General features: G+C 61.4%; 14 protein-coding genes. 10 read left to right on the plus strand and 4 right to left on the minus strand.

The features are described 5' to 3' along the window. The first annotated feature begins 15 nt into the window (after window positions 1-15). The gene (locus WA989_RS16790) at window positions 16-1,746 is read left to right on the plus strand and encodes a DUF4332 domain-containing protein (RefSeq protein WP_424341628.1); all 1,731 of its coding nucleotides are present in this window, start codon (window positions 16-18) and stop codon (window positions 1,744-1,746) included. 147 nt (window positions 1,747-1,893) lie between these two features. After that, window positions 1,894-2,568, plus strand: coding sequence for a DUF1013 domain-containing protein (locus WA989_RS16795; RefSeq protein WP_424341629.1), 675 nt, complete (start codon window positions 1,894-1,896; stop codon window positions 2,566-2,568). A 56-nt stretch (window positions 2,569-2,624) separates the two neighbouring features. Here the strand turns inward: WA989_RS16795 and WA989_RS16800 are convergent, their stop codons facing one another. Continuing rightward, window positions 2,625-3,410 (minus strand): enoyl-CoA hydratase/isomerase family protein, encoded by a 786-nt coding sequence (locus WA989_RS16800; RefSeq protein ID WP_424341630.1) that lies wholly within the window; start codon window positions 3,408-3,410, stop codon window positions 2,625-2,627. Between the two features lie 131 nt (window positions 3,411-3,541). Here WA989_RS16800 and WA989_RS16805 point away from each other — a divergent pair, with 131 nt between their 5' ends. From WA989_RS16805 to WA989_RS16840, 8 genes are all read left to right on the plus strand, one after another. Then, complete coding sequence (locus WA989_RS16805) at window positions 3,542-5,710, plus strand: primosomal protein N' (RefSeq protein ID WP_424341631.1); 2,169 nt, start codon at window positions 3,542-3,544, stop codon at window positions 5,708-5,710. Window positions 5,711-5,888: 178 nt separating this feature from the next. Then, window positions 5,889-6,449 carry an ATP synthase F1 subunit delta gene (gene atpH, locus WA989_RS16810; protein WP_424341632.1) on the plus strand — a complete coding sequence of 187 codons (561 nt, stop codon included), beginning with the start codon at window positions 5,889-5,891 and terminating at the stop codon, window positions 6,447-6,449. Window positions 6,450-6,456: 7 nt separating this feature from the next. After that, a complete protein-coding gene (gene atpA, locus WA989_RS16815; RefSeq protein ID WP_424341633.1) occupies window positions 6,457-7,992 on the plus strand; it encodes a F0F1 ATP synthase subunit alpha in 1,536 nt (511 codons plus the stop codon). 27 nt (window positions 7,993-8,019) lie between these two features. Continuing rightward, on the plus strand, window positions 8,020-8,904 hold the full coding sequence (locus WA989_RS16820; protein ID WP_424341634.1) for a F0F1 ATP synthase subunit gamma: 885 nt from the start codon (window positions 8,020-8,022) through the stop codon (window positions 8,902-8,904). A 2-nt stretch (window positions 8,905-8,906) separates the two neighbouring features. After that, entirely contained in the window at window positions 8,907-9,332 is a 426-nt protein-coding gene (locus WA989_RS16825) for a hypothetical protein (RefSeq protein WP_424341635.1), read from the plus strand. Further along, a complete protein-coding gene (gene atpD / locus WA989_RS16830; protein WP_424341636.1) occupies window positions 9,329-11,122 on the plus strand; it encodes a F0F1 ATP synthase subunit beta in 1,794 nt (597 codons plus the stop codon). The genes WA989_RS16825 and atpD overlap by 4 nt, the downstream gene beginning before the upstream one ends. A gap of 123 nt (window positions 11,123-11,245) precedes the next feature. Next, window positions 11,246-11,653: a F0F1 ATP synthase subunit epsilon gene (locus WA989_RS16835; RefSeq protein ID WP_424341637.1), complete on the plus strand. Its 408-nt coding sequence runs from the start codon at window positions 11,246-11,248 to the stop codon at window positions 11,651-11,653. Window positions 11,654-11,791: 138 nt separating this feature from the next. Then, entirely contained in the window at window positions 11,792-12,373 is a 582-nt protein-coding gene (locus WA989_RS16840) for a hypothetical protein (RefSeq protein ID WP_424341638.1), read from the plus strand. A 7-nt stretch (window positions 12,374-12,380) separates the two neighbouring features. On the opposite strand, the gene WA989_RS16845 is transcribed toward WA989_RS16840, so the two are convergent. From WA989_RS16845 to WA989_RS16855, 3 genes are all read right to left on the minus strand, one after another. Then, complete coding sequence (locus WA989_RS16845; RefSeq protein ID WP_424341639.1) at window positions 12,381-13,145, minus strand: thioesterase family protein; 765 nt, start codon at window positions 13,143-13,145, stop codon at window positions 12,381-12,383. A gap of 22 nt (window positions 13,146-13,167) precedes the next feature. After that, window positions 13,168-13,488 carry a 2Fe-2S iron-sulfur cluster-binding protein gene (locus tag WA989_RS16850; protein WP_424341640.1) on the minus strand — a complete coding sequence of 107 codons (321 nt, stop codon included), beginning with the start codon at window positions 13,486-13,488 and terminating at the stop codon, window positions 13,168-13,170. A gap of 12 nt (window positions 13,489-13,500) precedes the next feature. Next, window positions 13,501-13,895, minus strand: a 395-nt coding sequence (locus WA989_RS16855) for an oxidoreductase C-terminal domain-containing protein (RefSeq protein WP_424341641.1), incomplete at its 5' end; no start/stop codon positions are given.

Here is a 13,895-nt window from a genome sequence, read left to right on the forward strand (position 1 = left end):
AACAGGGGATCCCTCATGACAAGCCTTCTCCAGGACGTGATCGTCGCGCACAGGTGCCGCTCGACCCATCACTTCATGGCCATGGAAGCGCTAGATCTCATTGACGGGCCCGACGCCGAAGATTGGCGAAACCTGCTTCTCTCCGAACACAGCTGGCTGCTGCAGGGCGCGAAGGCGCCTGATGCCGAGTTCAAGGACTTCCGGAACCACGTCCTCCACGTCTCCGATGGCGGCTGGGGCGGCGCGCGCGATGCGGCCTCCGAATGGTATGGCCGCTCCGTCGAGGCGCTGCGCGCGAAGAAGTGGAGCAAGGCGGCTTATGCGCTCGGCGTGATGAGCCACTATTTTTCAGACCCGTGCCAGCCTTTTCATACCGGTCAGACCGAGGAAGAAGGCTCGATCCATCGGGCGCTTGAATGGAGCATCGCCAAATCGCGCGACGAGATTTCCCGCCGGATCGAAGTGCTCGGCTATCCGAAGATAAAGGTCGGCACCGGCCCTACCTTTGTGGCCGACATGGTGCTGGACGGTGCGCGCCGCTCCCACCCGCACTATCAGACCTTTATCGACCATTATGACATTCATGCCGGCGTGAAGAACCCGCCGGCCGGCCTCGATGGGACGCTGCTCGATACGATCGCAGACCTTTGCGCCTACGCCACCAAGGGCATCGCTATCCTCTATGTCCGCGCGATCAAGGAAGCCAGGGTCAAGCCGAAAAAGGTCAACCTGACGCTCAAGGGGTATCTCGCCCAGCTCGACATCCCCGTCCGCTGGGTCACCAAGAAACTCGACAATATCGCCGACCAGCGCACCGTCGCGAAGATGTACAAAGAGCTTCAGGAAACCGGCAAGGTCATCAAATCGCTCCCCGATGACGACAAGGCGATCCGCAAGATGCATGCGCGCGATGTGCTCCGTGTGCCACTGGAGCAGCTCGACGCGGTTCAGCCCAAGCCGACCGGCACGAAACACGTCCCGCTTGCGCCTGCGGCGGAGACGCCAGCCGCGCCAGAGCAGGAAAGCGCCGGATCCACTCCTGCGACCGACAAGACGCTGTTCACGCCGGAACGCGCCGCCGCTCAGGCGGAAACATCTGCATCCCCGGTTTCGGACGACCCATCCGACAAGACACTGTTCATTGATGCGTCAGCGTCCCTCGCGACGGCGCCAGAGGCGGAAGAGATCACCGGGGATGAGGTGGATGACGCCGCCGTTGAGACAGAGGCAGAGGCCGATACCGGGTTCAGCATCGACACCAGCGACGATGCCGATACCGCAGACGACGTCGACGATACCGACGAAGAAGACATCATCGTCGCCGATGATTCCGACCTGACGCCAGAGAGCAATGTCGTCGACGCCCCCTCCATCGGCCCGAAAACCGCAGAACGCCTCGCCGAGATCGATATCGAAACCGTTGCAGACCTGCTTGAGGCCGACCCGATCGCGAGTTCCGACGCGCTCGATTCAAATTACATGACGCCGGAGGCCATAGCCGACTGGCAGGACCAGGCCCGCCTCAAAATGGCAATGCCAAGCCTGCGCGTCCACGACGTCCAGATCCTCGTCGGCGCGGGCTTCCGCTCTGTCGAGGCGGTTGCCGATGCGAGCGCTGCCGACCTGCTAAAAGCGTCCATGGCCTTCGTCGAAACCCCCGAAGCCCGCCGCATGATCTCCGGCAAAAGCGCCCCGGACTCAGAGGAAATCGAAGGCTGGATCGGGCTGGCGAGGGACGTGAGCTGACCGCCGACTACAAAGCCAGCCTTCCCTTTCGCGCTCAGCCGTCTTATACTGTGCGCTGTTAGGAATTTTTCCCCTTCTGGAACCCTGACCGCCCGGCCGAAAGGTCGGGCGGCTTGCGTTTCGGCAGGCCAATCAATGGAGCCCAAAATGGCCGATATTCTGATGCCCAAGGCGACGGCCGTCTGGCTGATCGACAATACGACACTTTCCTTTGACCAGATCGCGGACCTTTGCGGCCTGCACAAGCTGGAAGTCAAAGGCATTGCCGATGGCGATGTCGCCGAGAACATGCGCGGCGTTGACCCGATTTCGCGCGGCGAGCTGACGCGTGAGGAAATCCGCAAGGGTGAGCAGGATGCCGACTACCGGCTGAAAGTGTCCGAGTCCAAGATCGCACACATCCCTCAGCCCAAGCGCAAGGGCGCGCGCTACACGCCGGTTGCCCGCCGCGCCGACAAGCCGGATGCGATTGCCTGGTTCATCCGCAATCACCCGGAAGTCACCGACGCGCAGATCTCCAAACTGATCGGCACGACCAAGGCGACGATCACTAATGTGCGCGAGAAGACCCACTGGAACTCGCAGAACATCAAGCCGGTCGACCCTGTGACGCTCGGCCTCTGCTCGCAGATCGAGCTCGATGAGGTCGTCAACAAGGCCGTCGACCGCCGCAAGAAAATGGACGCCCAGAAAGAGAAAGAGCTCGGCGGACCTGGCCTGAAACCTGCCAAGGAGGCCGATGCCGCCTCAGACGCCGTCCAGCCAGCCAAAGACACCGCAGAGCCAAGTGCCGACGACGTGTTCAGTGCGTTCAAGAGCTAGATCCTGAATAAATTCAGAAGAGGCCTCATTCTGATTTCAGGGTGAGGCCTTTGCTATTAGCGCCCCGTAAAAACTGGCTCGCGCTTCTCCAGGAAAGCCGCCGCGCTCTCTTTGGCGTCTTCGGTTGCCATCAGGCGGCGGATCTCCGTGATCGCCCATTTGCCGACATCACGCCAGTTCGGGTCGAGCGTCTCGCGAAGCCCCGCTTTCAGCGCCTGGACCGCCTGAGGCGGATTGGCGGCAATTTTCTTTGCGATACCGAGCGCCGTCGGTAGAAGCTCCGCCTGGGGCACGACCCGGCTTACGAGCCCGATCTCTTTTGCCCGCGCGGCATCTATAATGTCGCCGGTAAACAGAAGCTCGCTCGCATGTTCGCGCCCGATGATCTGCGCCAGCCGCCCTAGCCCCGGCGCATCGCAGCAAAGCCCGCGCTTCACGAAGATCTCGCCAAATTTCGCTGTCTCCGCCATGACGCGGATATCCGCCATGATCGCCAGTTCCGCGCCCCATCCCAGGGCGAAGCCGTTTACCGCCGCGATGACCGGAATATCTGTGTGAAGCAGCGCATCGGCGGCCGGCGTCAGCCCGCCTGTCTTCTTGCCGCGCTCTGCCATTTCCGGCGTCGACGGCGCACCCTTGGACAGGATCTGTTTCACGTCATCGCCAGAGCAGAAGGCCCGCTCTCCTGCGCCGGTAATGACGATACAGCGTGCCTCGCTCCCCCGGATCGCATCTTCGAGCGCCATATAGAGCGGATAATCGAGCGCATTCATCGCCTCGGGCCGGTTGAGCGTCAGGACGCTGACATGGTCTTCGGTCTCGATTTTCAGAATATCGCTCATCTCGTCCTCCGGTCTTTATCGTTATCGGCTGAGCCTGCCATGGCGATTGGCCCCGTCAATCGTGACGCAGCGCGAAGCCGCGACAGACGGGTGACGGAATCGGCCGGGCGCACTAAACCGGGCGGGGACATATGAAACTCGCCCGCATCCTCTTCCCGCTCCCGCTGCCAGAGCCCTTCGACTATGCCATTCCCGATGGCATGCACGTCGTGCCCGGCAGCTATGTGCGCGCCCCGCTCGGCAAGATTGAGCGGACGGGCGTTGTCTGGGAGGTGGTCGAGCGAAAGCCGGACGATGAGCGCGAGCTGAAACCGGTGCTCGACGTCTTCCCGGCCCCGCCCATGCCCGAAGCGATGCGCAGATTTGTGAGCTTCGCGGCCCGCTATAATGTCGCCCATCAGGGCCATGTCCTCGCCATGGTGCTGCGCGCGCGCAGCGGGCTCAGGCCCTCGCCGACCTCGACCATCTATGTCCCGACAGGCCACCGCTCCAACCGGATGACCGATGCGCGCGTCAAAGTGCTGGACGCCGCAAAGGATGCCGGCCCAACCAGCGCAGCCGAGCTTGCACGGCAGGCGGGCGTTTCGGCGGGTGTCGTGAAAGGCCTTGTCGATATCGGCGCGCTCGAAGCGCGCGAGGTGGAAACGGATTTGCCCTACCCCCAGCCGACCAATTTCGGCGTCGGCACCCACCTCACGGGCGAGCAGGCCGAGGCCGGCAAGGAACTGCGCGAGGCAATCGCCAAAGGCGGCTTCCAGCCCTTCCTGCTCGACGGGATCACAGGCTCCGGCAAGACAGAGGTGTATTTCGAGGCGATCGCCGAAGCGCTTTCCAAGGCCGATGACGCGCAAGTCCTGGTCCTGCTGCCGGAAATCGCGCTGACGCAGGCCGTGCTCTCACGTTTCGAAGCCCGCTTCGGCGCACCGCCCGCCCCCTGGCATTCAGGGCTCTCGGATGTCGAGCGGCGCCGCACCTGGCGCGAGACCGCCCATGGCCGCGCCCGGATCGTGATCGGCGCGCGCTCGGCGCTCTTCCTGCCCTTCCGCAACCTCAAACTCCTCATCATCGACGAGGAGCATGACACCAGCTTCAAACAGGAAGACGGCGTCACCTATCATGCCCGCGACATGGGTGTGATGCGCGCCAAGCTCGAAGACGCGGCGATCATCCTCGCTTCGGCGACGCCGGCGCTGGAAACGATGGTGAATGCAGAGCAAGGCCGCTATCAGCGCCTCAAACTCGCCGCTCGACCTGGCGCGGCGAAACTTCCCGATGTCGAACTTGTCGACCTGCGCTCTAATCCGCCTGAGAAAGGCAACTGGCTCTCGCCCCTCCTGTCGCGGGCGCTTGTCGAGACGCTGGAAGCGGGCGAGCAGTCGCTGCTCTTTCTCAACCGGCGCGGCTATGCCCCGCTCGTCATCTGCAAGGCGTGCGGCGAGCGTCTGAAGAGCCCGGCCACAGAAAGCTGGCTGACAGAACACCGCTACACCAACCGCCTCGTCTGCCACCTCACCGGCTGGTCGATCCCCAAGCCTGAAAAATGCCCGATGTGCGGCGCGAAAGACTCGCTGATGGGCGTCGGGCCCGGCGTCGAACGCATCGCAGAGGAAGTGCGCACGCTCCTGCCCAATGCGCGGATCGAGATTTTCTCCTCGGACACGGCCCGCTCTGGCGAGGAGACGCGCGGCATCGTGACCCGCATGGCCGAGGGCGACATTGACGTGCTGATCGGTACGCAGATCGTTGCCAAGGGCCACAATTTCCCGAAGCTTACCCTTGTGGGCGTCGTCGATGCCGATAGCGGCATGAAAGGCGGTGACCTTCGCGCCGGCGAGCGCACCTACCAGCTGCTGAGCCAGGTCGCAGGCCGGGCCGGGCGCGCCGAGCATCCGGGCCGCGCCTTCATACAAACGTACGCGCCCGAAAATCCCGCCATGATCGCGCTCGCCGCCGGAGACCGCGATGGCTTCCTCCAGATCGAGCGCGATGTGCGCGCCGAACTCATGCTGCCGCCGTTCGGCCGGATGGCCGCGCTGATCATGTCGGCCCCGTCACCGGAAATGATCCAGGAGGCTGGAAAGATCGCAGGCGCCGCCGCCCCGAATGGTGAAGGCGTGACAGTCTATGGCCCGGCGCCCGCCCCCATCTCGATGCTCCGTGGACGCCACCGTATCCGCTTCCTCGTCACCAGTCCGCGCGACGTGGACCTCTCGGCCTACATGACCGCATGGCTCAGCGCGATGAAGCTGCCCTCACAGGTCCGCGTTTCTGCAGATATCGATCCGTATTCCTTCCTTTAAGCAGCCATTCGGCGGTGAACGTGCCAATCGGTCGCGGTTCTACCGCTGCGGCCATGTTGTCAGCCTCCGAACGAAGTGCTAAGCGCCCTGCCAAGCGTTGGGTTGGGGCCTCGTGCCACCAGCTCACACCCCATGTTTCACTCTCCGGGCACCCGCCCCTAACAGACGGAATAAGGTCTTGGCCGCATCTTCCGCCTCCCATGCAAATGAAACCGCGCGGCGCTATGCCAGCGCGCTGTTCGACCTCGCCAACGAAAAAGGTGAGCTTGAAAGCGTTGATACCGATCTTGCCAGCTTTGCTGCGATGGCAAAGGACAGCACGGATCTGACGCGTCTTCTCGACTCACCGGCCTTCGGGCGCGACGAGAAGTCAAAAGCGCTCATCGCCATCGCGGCGAAGGCGGGCCTGTCGAAAACAGTGTCCAATTTCCTCGCCACCATGGCGACGAACGGCCGCGCGGACGAGATCGTCGCTGCCGCAGGCCATTTTGACGAGCTCTACGCCAAACACCGCGGTGTAAAACGCGCCATTGCGCGAACCGCAGAAGAAATGACCGCTGCACAGCGCCAGAAGCTTGAAGGCGTGCTGGCAAAAGCTGTAGGCAGCGATGTTGAACTGGAAACCGAGGTCGTTCCCGGCCTCATTGGCGGCATTCAGCTGCGCGTCGGATCAACTCTGATCGATGCCAGTGTCGCCTCCAAACTTGAACGTATGAACACCGCCATGAAGGGAGCTTAGAGGCTCGATGGACATCAGCGCTGCAGAAATTTCAGGCATTCTGAAATCCCAGATCGAAAACTTTGGCGTCGAGGCCGAAGTCTCTGACGTTGGACAGGTTCTGTCCGTCGGTGACGGTATCGCCCGCGTCTATGGCCTTGATAATGTTCAGGCCGGTGAGACCGTCGAATTTACCGGCGGCATCAAGGGCATGGCCCTCAACCTGGAAGCCGACAATGTCGGCGTCGTGATCTTCGGCGACGACCGCGGCATCAAGGAAGGCGACACCGTCAAGCGGACCAATGAGATCGTTGCTGCGCCGGTCGGCAAAGGCCTTCTCGGCCGGGTCGTGAACCCGCTGGGCGAGCCGATCGATGGCAAGGGCGCTCTGAAAGACGTCGCCAGCCGCAACCGTGTTGACGTGAAAGCACCGGGCATCCTGCCGCGCAAATCTGTCCACGAACCGATGATGACCGGCCTCAAGGCAATTGACGCGATGATCCCGGTTGGCCGCGGCCAGCGCGAGCTGATCATTGGTGACCGCCAGACCGGCAAGACCGCGATCTGCGTCGACACCATCCTGAACCAGAAGCAGACCAATGATGCGGCAAAAGAGGACAGCGAAAAGCTGTTCTGCGTCTATGTCGCCATTGGCCAGAAGCGCTCCACGGTTGCCCAGGTCGTTAAAACGCTCGAAGAGCGCGGCGCGCTTGATTACACCGTGATCGTATCGGCCACTGCGTCCGAGCCGGCTCCGCTCCAATATCTTGCGCCGTTCACCGGCTGCACGATCGGCGAGTGGTTCCGCGACAATGGCATGCACGCTCTGATCATTTATGATGACCTCTCCAAGCAGGCCGTCTCCTATCGTCAGATGTCCCTGCTTCTGCGCCGCCCGCCGGGCCGCGAAGCCTATCCGGGCGACGTCTTCTATCTTCACTCGCGCCTCCTCGAACGCGCGGCCAAGCTCAATGAAGAGCACGGTTCAGGGTCTTTGACGGCGCTGCCGATCATTGAAACACAGGCCAATGACGTGTCGGCCTATATCCCGACGAACGTCATCTCGATTACGGACGGTCAGATCTTCCTTGAAACCGACCTCTTCTATCAGGGTATCCGCCCGGCCGTGAACGTTGGTCTGTCGGTGTCGCGCGTTGGTTCTGCTGCGCAGACCAAGGCGATGAAGAAGGTCGCCGGTTCGATGAAGGGGGAGCTTGCCCAGTACCGCGAAATGGCGGCCTTTGCGAAGTTCGGCTCTGACCTCGACGCAGCCACCCAGCGCCTGCTGAAGCGCGGCGAGCGCCTGACCGAGCTTCTGAAACAGCCGCAATTCTCGCCGCTGCAGATGGAAGAACAGGTTGTCGTGATCTATGCCGGCACGCGTGGCTATATTGACCAGGTGCCTGTGCGCGACGTGACCCGCTATGAGAAAGAGCTTCTGGCTCATCTGCGCGGCGCCAAGAAGGACCTTCTGGCCAAGATCCGCAAGGAAAAGGCGCTGACTGACGAGATCGAGTCCGAGATCAAATCGACCCTTGAAGATTTCACCAAGGCTTTCGCCTAAGACGTCACGCCGAGCAGGAGCTGAGCAATGCCCAGCCTTAAGGATCTGAAAAACCGGATCTCCAGCGTGAAATCCACGCGGAAGATCACCAAGGCCATGCAGATGGTGGCGGCCGCCAAGCTGAAGCGTGCGCAGGAAGCCGCTGCAGCCTCTCGCCCCTATGCCCAGCGCATGGCGAGCGTGGTCGCCAATCTCGCCGGCTCGATGGGCGAAGGCTCAAGCGGGCCGAAACTCCTGTCCGGTACGGGCAGCGAGCAGACCCATCTCGTCATCGTCATGACCTCCGAGCGCGGCCTTGCCGGCGGCTTCAACACCTATGTCGTGAAAGAAGCCCGCCGCCTCATCCAGGAGCTCGCCGGTGACGGCAAGACGGTCAAGATCATGACCGTTGGCAAGAAAGGCCGCGAGCAGCTCAAACGCGACTATGCCGACCTCTTTATCGGCCATGTCGACCTGTCTGACGTCCGCGGCAATGATTATACTGATGCAGGCATCGGTCTCGGTCACAACATCACAACCCGTTTTGATGATGGCGAGTTCGATGTCGCGACGCTGGTCTACAGCCAGTTCAAGAACGTCCTCTCCCAGGTGCCCGTCTCCCAGCAGCTGATCCCGGCCAAGGCGCCCGAAGATGCCGAGACGATCGACCTGCAGGGCGCGATCTACGAATATGAGCCCTCGCAGGAAGAGATCCTCGAGGCGCTGCTGCCGCGCTACATCAACACGCAGATCATCTCTGCCATGCTGGAAAGCGGCGCCGGCGAACAGGCGGCCCGCATGACGGCGATGGACAATGCGACCCGCAATGCCGGCGACATGATCGATGACCTGTCGCTGCAATATAACCGGGCGCGCCAGGCGCAGATCACCAAGGAGCTGATCGAAATCATCTCCGGTGCGGAGGCCCTCTGACAATGTCGACGCGGCCGAAATACATTACGAACTGGACCTATACCTCTCTCATGCCCGAGACGAAGGAAAAGAAGGTCAAGGTTCAGGTCGGCACGGAAACGGTCGAGAAGAAATCACTTCTCGGTGGCTCCAAAGCGATCGAACAACCGCAATACGAGACGCGCACCGAAAAGGTAGAAACCGGCAACCACATCAATACAATGTCAGACATTGGTGACTTGGCTGACAGGCTTGAAAATATGTGCAACACAATGCACGCGGACGGCTATGACGTTATCTCCGTCATCCCCGTCCAGTTTGGCAACTTCAACACGCACGCCGACAAATCCTCCATGCAGCAGGGCCATAGCTATGGGTTTGGCTGGGGTTACGGATTTGGTCTGACCCGCGGCGTTATTGTTACCGGCAAGGATAGGGCCGAGTCATGAATTTCTGGATTTACGAAAACTTCGGCAACAAGCGCGCGCGCATCCACACGGGCGATTGCCGCTATTGCAATCACGGCAAGGGCGTTGGCGGCGACCAGACGAATGATGACGACAAGTGGCATGGCCCCTTCGACACGTTCGCTGCAGCCGACAAGAAGGCCGCTTCGCTGAAACAGAAAGACACCCGCGCCTGCGGCGTCTGCAAGCCTGCTGAAGCCGAAAAGAAGAGCGGCGTGTCGATTTCCGACGTTGCGCCCGCCATCGCAGCCGCCTCTGCCCCAGAATCTGCCCCTAAGCCGGCGGCCAAATCAAAGCCGGCCCCCAAGCCCAAGCCAACACCTACACCCGCTCCCAAGGAGACGCCTCGCATGAGCAGCAAGACCGCAACTGGCAAGATCGCCCAGGTCATCGGTGCCGTTGTCGACGTCGAGTTCGACGGCCACCTGCCTGATATTCTGAACGCGCTTGAAACCGACAATAATGGCAACCGCCTTGTCCTCGAGGTCGCCCAGCACCTCGGCGAGAACACGGTCCGCACCATCGCCATGGACTCCACCGAAGGCCTCGTTCGCGGCCACCCCGTGACTGACCTTGGCGAGCCGATCATGGTTCCCGTTGGCCCTGAAACGCTCGGCCGCATCATGAACGTCATCGGTGAGCCGATCGACGAGCGCGGCCCGGTGAAGACCAAGCAGCTTGCTCCGATCCACGCCCCGGCCCCTGAATTCGTCGATCAGTCGACCGAAGCAGAAATCCTCGTCACCGGTATCAAGGTCATCGACCTGCTCTGCCCTTACGCCAAAGGCGGCAAGATCGGCCTGTTCGGCGGCGCCGGTGTTGGCAAGACGGTTCTCATCCAGGAACTGATCAACAACATCGCGAAACTGTTCGGCGGCTATTCCGTGTTCGCAGGCGTCGGTGAACGCACCCGCGAAGGCAACGATCTCTATTACGAGATGATCGAGTCCAACGTGATCGATCTTGATGGCGACAGCCGCGTGACGCTGGTCTACGGCCAGATGAACGAGCCTCCGGGCGCCCGTGCCCGCGTTGCCCTGACCGGCCTCGCACAAGCCGAATATTTCCGCGACAAGGAAGGCAAGGACGTTCTGTTCTTCGTCGACAATATCTTCCGCTTCACGCAAGCCGGCTCAGAAGTGTCAGCCCTTCTCGGCCGTATTCCGTCCGCTGTGGGCTACCAGCCGACACTGGCCACCGAAATGGGTCAGCTGCAGGAGCGGATTACCTCGACAAACAAGGGGTCGATTACCTCGATCCAGGCCGTCTACGTTCCCGCAGATGACCTGACCGACCCGGCGCCAGCGACCTCCTTCGCCCACCTTGATGCGACCACGACGCTCAACCGCGCCATTTCCGAGAAGGGTATCTACCCGGCCGTCGACCCGCTCGACTCCTCCTCACGGATTCTCGATCCGCGTATCGTCGGTGAAGACCATTATGAAGTGGCCCGCGGCGTGCAGGAAATCCTGCAGCGCTACAAGGAACTTCAGGACATTATCGCCATTCTCGGCATGGACGAGCTGTCGGAAGAGGACAAGCTGGTCGTGGCGCGCGCCCGGAAAGTGGAACGCTTCCTGTCGCAGCCATTCGACGTGGCCGAAGTCTTCACCGGCTCGCCTGGTGAGCAGGTCAAGCTTGAAGACACGATCAAGGACTTCAAGGGCCTTATTTCCGGCGAGTATGATCACCTGCCAGAGCAGGCTTTCTACATGGTCGGCAACATGGAACAGGCCATCAAGAAGGCCGAAAAGATGATGGAAGACGCGTAGGCGTTTTTCAAACCGACAGGTCCTCGCCCTTGTACAGGTTCAGGGTGAGGACCTTTAACGGATCGGGCCAATCTTGGCCTCATCCTGAGCCTGTCCAAGGATGAAGATACTGGATCACCGCTGATGGCCGAAAAACTTCACTTCTCACTCGTCTCGCCCGCCAGGGAGCTGTTCTCCGGCGAGGTGGACCATGTCATCGCGCCCGGCAGCGAAGGCGAGTTCGGCGTGCTGGTGAACCATGCGCCCTTCATGACGACGCTGAAGAACGGCGTTGTCCGCGTGCTCGAAGGCGACACGGTGAAGATGCGCCTGTTCGTGCGCGGCGGCTTTGCCGATGTTACGCCGGCTGGCCTCACCATCCTCGCCGAAGAAGCTGTCGATCTCTCCAATGTCGACGCTGCCACGGTCAATGAGGATCTCGAGGCGGCCAAGGCGAAGCTGCTGTCGGAAGGCAAGGACGGCCCGCACCATGGCGCGCTCGAAGCCCAGGTCGATTATCTGTCCGACCTCAAGGCTGCCATCGTCCACTAGGGGCCGCTCAGGCCGCCCAAAACCAGCACGGCAAGATTACGCCAAGGGCCGTGTGGTACGCCGCGCAGGCTCACCCTCTCTATTTCAATTGTAACATCACCAGAAGCGTTGTTATAATTGTGTCAAAGGAAGGTTCTCATGATGAAACGACTGATCTGTGCTGGCGGTATCGCACTTCTGGCCACCGCCTGTATCTCGCCGGAAGACCGTCTCACCTACAAGGACGGCGCCATGGTGACACGCGGTGAGATCGTTCAGGCCTTCTCCGACGCGGTGATCAGTCACTGCCTGATTGCCATGCATACCGGCAAGGAGTTCAAGGAGTTCGAGGTCAAAGGCGTAACGCCGATCCGAGCCCTTGCAGAGAACAAGATCTCCCTATTTGGCACCGAGAGCCCGCAGGTCTGGCAGATGGTCGAAGCCATGGTGCAGGTTCAGTACACGCCGGGCGAATCCTGCGAGGTCAGAGCCGTTAGCGCCCCTGTTGAGCCGACGCTCAACGTCGTCGGCAGGAGCGTGCTTCAGTCAGACTACCGCTACAGCGAAGAAGACACCGGCTTCCCGCAGGACAGCGTTTCGATGAAACGCGTGCTCGTCGCCGGTGCTGGCGGGGAGGCCTATACGGTCTATCTTTCGGGGACGGAGCCGGGCGTGGAAGGCAATCCGGAAACCTATGCCAAGCTGAAAGCCCGCGTGGTCAAGGGCGCGCAGGCGAGCTAGCCAGCCCTCAGGCGAACACAGCAATTGTCTGCCGGCCGATCATGATCGGGTCGCCGGTGCGGTTCCACATGCGCATGGACTGGCTGGAATAGCCGTCCTTGGTGGCCTGCGCCTCATGATGCGCGAGGAACCAGCCTTCAGTCGTGGTGATCTGGTCGGTAAGGAACTCCGCCATCCACGTCATCGAGCTGACCGGGCCGGGCTGAGACATCATCGACATCGCGGCAGGCGGCGGCGCATCGCCCAGCGCCAGAAGCGTCGTCGGGTTCCAGACGGCCGCCTCGTCCTTGTGACGCATCCAGAGGGTCATCTTGCCCTCCTTGGCGCCGCTCATTGGCGGTTGTCCCGCGGCAAGACGGATATTGAAATTATTCGCAAAATTCGGCCGCCGGTCCCCGAAAAAGGAGGGGCACTGGTCAGGCGGCGCCACATCAGGCCATTCGCGCGAGCGCTGGTCGAGATGCGATTCGCGCTTCGTCCCGAAGGTGAAGATACAGCGCGCCATGATCCCGTCTTCGCTGACAAGATCGGTGTTCACAAAGGCTGAGGACCTGCCCCGGCGCAGCACGGTCGGCGAGATCACAATATCCCCGCCAACCGGGCCGATAAAGGCGACCTGCACGGCGCGCACCGGCATGTCGGTCACGAGCTCCAGTGCCGATTCAAGGCAAAGCGCCGCCGTCAGTCCGCCATAGGTCGTGCGGCCCTGCATCCAGTCTTCGGGAATTGTCGTCTCAATACGCCCAGCTGTGCCGCGCTTAAGCCCGGCCATCAGCTCGCTGTACCGGGCCACTTTAGTGCTGGCTTTCCGGCGTCGTCACTTTCAGTCCGTCCAGCTCGTCAGACACGGTGATCTGGCAGGACAGGCGCGAATTGGTTTGAACATTCTCTGCAAAGTCCAGCATCGACTGTTCCATGTCCTCCGGCTGGCCGACCTTGTCCATGAAGGCTTCGTCGACATAGACATGGCAGGTTGCGCAGGCGCAGGCGCCGCCACAATCGGCGTCGATGCCAGGGACCGAATTCTTGATCGCGGTTTCCATCACGGTCTCGCCATTCTTGGCTTCGATCGGGCGCTCGGTGCCATCATGGTCGACATAGGTAATCTTCGGCATATGTAAGTCTCCTCAGGCGGCCACGGCCGCAATCTCTTTCATGCTGACGGATGTATCACTCAATTGCTCCGGCGCAATGACTGCGCCAGTCATGATCAGTTTTTTCGATGCCAGGAATTCCGGCGGGCTGTTGATCGCATCGACGGCGATCAGGCGGCCATTCTTCAGATAGAAGGCCGCGAATTTCTTTGCATCCTGGTCGCCGCGCAGGACGACCTGGTCATAGCCCTGCGACAGGCCGGCGATCTGCAGCTTCACATCATACTGGTCCGACCAGAACCACGGGCAATCCACGTTCGGGCGCGTCTTGCCCATGATCGCAGCGGCGGCAAGTTTGCCCTGCTCGATCGCGTTATGAACGCTTTCGAGCCGGCCCGTTCGCGCATAATGGCTGAGCGGGCGCACGG

This window comes from Henriciella sp., assembly GCF_049649345.1.
GTDB lineage: Bacteria > Pseudomonadota > Alphaproteobacteria > Caulobacterales > Hyphomonadaceae > Henriciella.

Excerpts from the sequence above, each read along its gene's own strand:
- WA989_RS16790 (WP_424341628.1), top strand. The coding sequence starts at position 16 with ATGACAAGCCTTCTCCAGGACGTGATCGTCGCGCACAGGTGCCGCTCG.
- WA989_RS16805 (WP_424341631.1), top strand. The coding sequence starts at position 3,542 with ATGAAACTCGCCCGCATCCTCTTCCCGCTCCCGCTGCCAGAGCCCTTC.
- atpD (WP_424341636.1), top strand. The coding sequence starts at position 9,329 with ATGAATTTCTGGATTTACGAAAACTTCGGCAACAAGCGCGCGCGCATC.
- WA989_RS16820 (WP_424341634.1), top strand. The coding sequence starts at position 8,020 with ATGCCCAGCCTTAAGGATCTGAAAAACCGGATCTCCAGCGTGAAATCC.
- WA989_RS16850 (WP_424341640.1), bottom strand. The coding sequence starts at position 13,488 with ATGCCGAAGATTACCTATGTCGACCATGATGGCACCGAGCGCCCGATC.
- WA989_RS16825 (WP_424341635.1), top strand. The coding sequence starts at position 8,907 with ATGTCGACGCGGCCGAAATACATTACGAACTGGACCTATACCTCTCTC.
- WA989_RS16800 (WP_424341630.1), bottom strand. The coding sequence starts at position 3,410 with ATGAGCGATATTCTGAAAATCGAGACCGAAGACCATGTCAGCGTCCTG.
- WA989_RS16795 (WP_424341629.1), top strand. The coding sequence starts at position 1,894 with ATGGCCGATATTCTGATGCCCAAGGCGACGGCCGTCTGGCTGATCGAC.
- WA989_RS16835 (WP_424341637.1), top strand. The coding sequence starts at position 11,246 with ATGGCCGAAAAACTTCACTTCTCACTCGTCTCGCCCGCCAGGGAGCTG.
- WA989_RS16840 (WP_424341638.1), top strand. The coding sequence starts at position 11,792 with ATGATGAAACGACTGATCTGTGCTGGCGGTATCGCACTTCTGGCCACC.
- WA989_RS16845 (WP_424341639.1), bottom strand. The coding sequence starts at position 13,145 with ATGGCCGGGCTTAAGCGCGGCACAGCTGGGCGTATTGAGACGACAATT.
- atpA (WP_424341633.1), top strand. The coding sequence starts at position 6,457 with ATGGACATCAGCGCTGCAGAAATTTCAGGCATTCTGAAATCCCAGATC.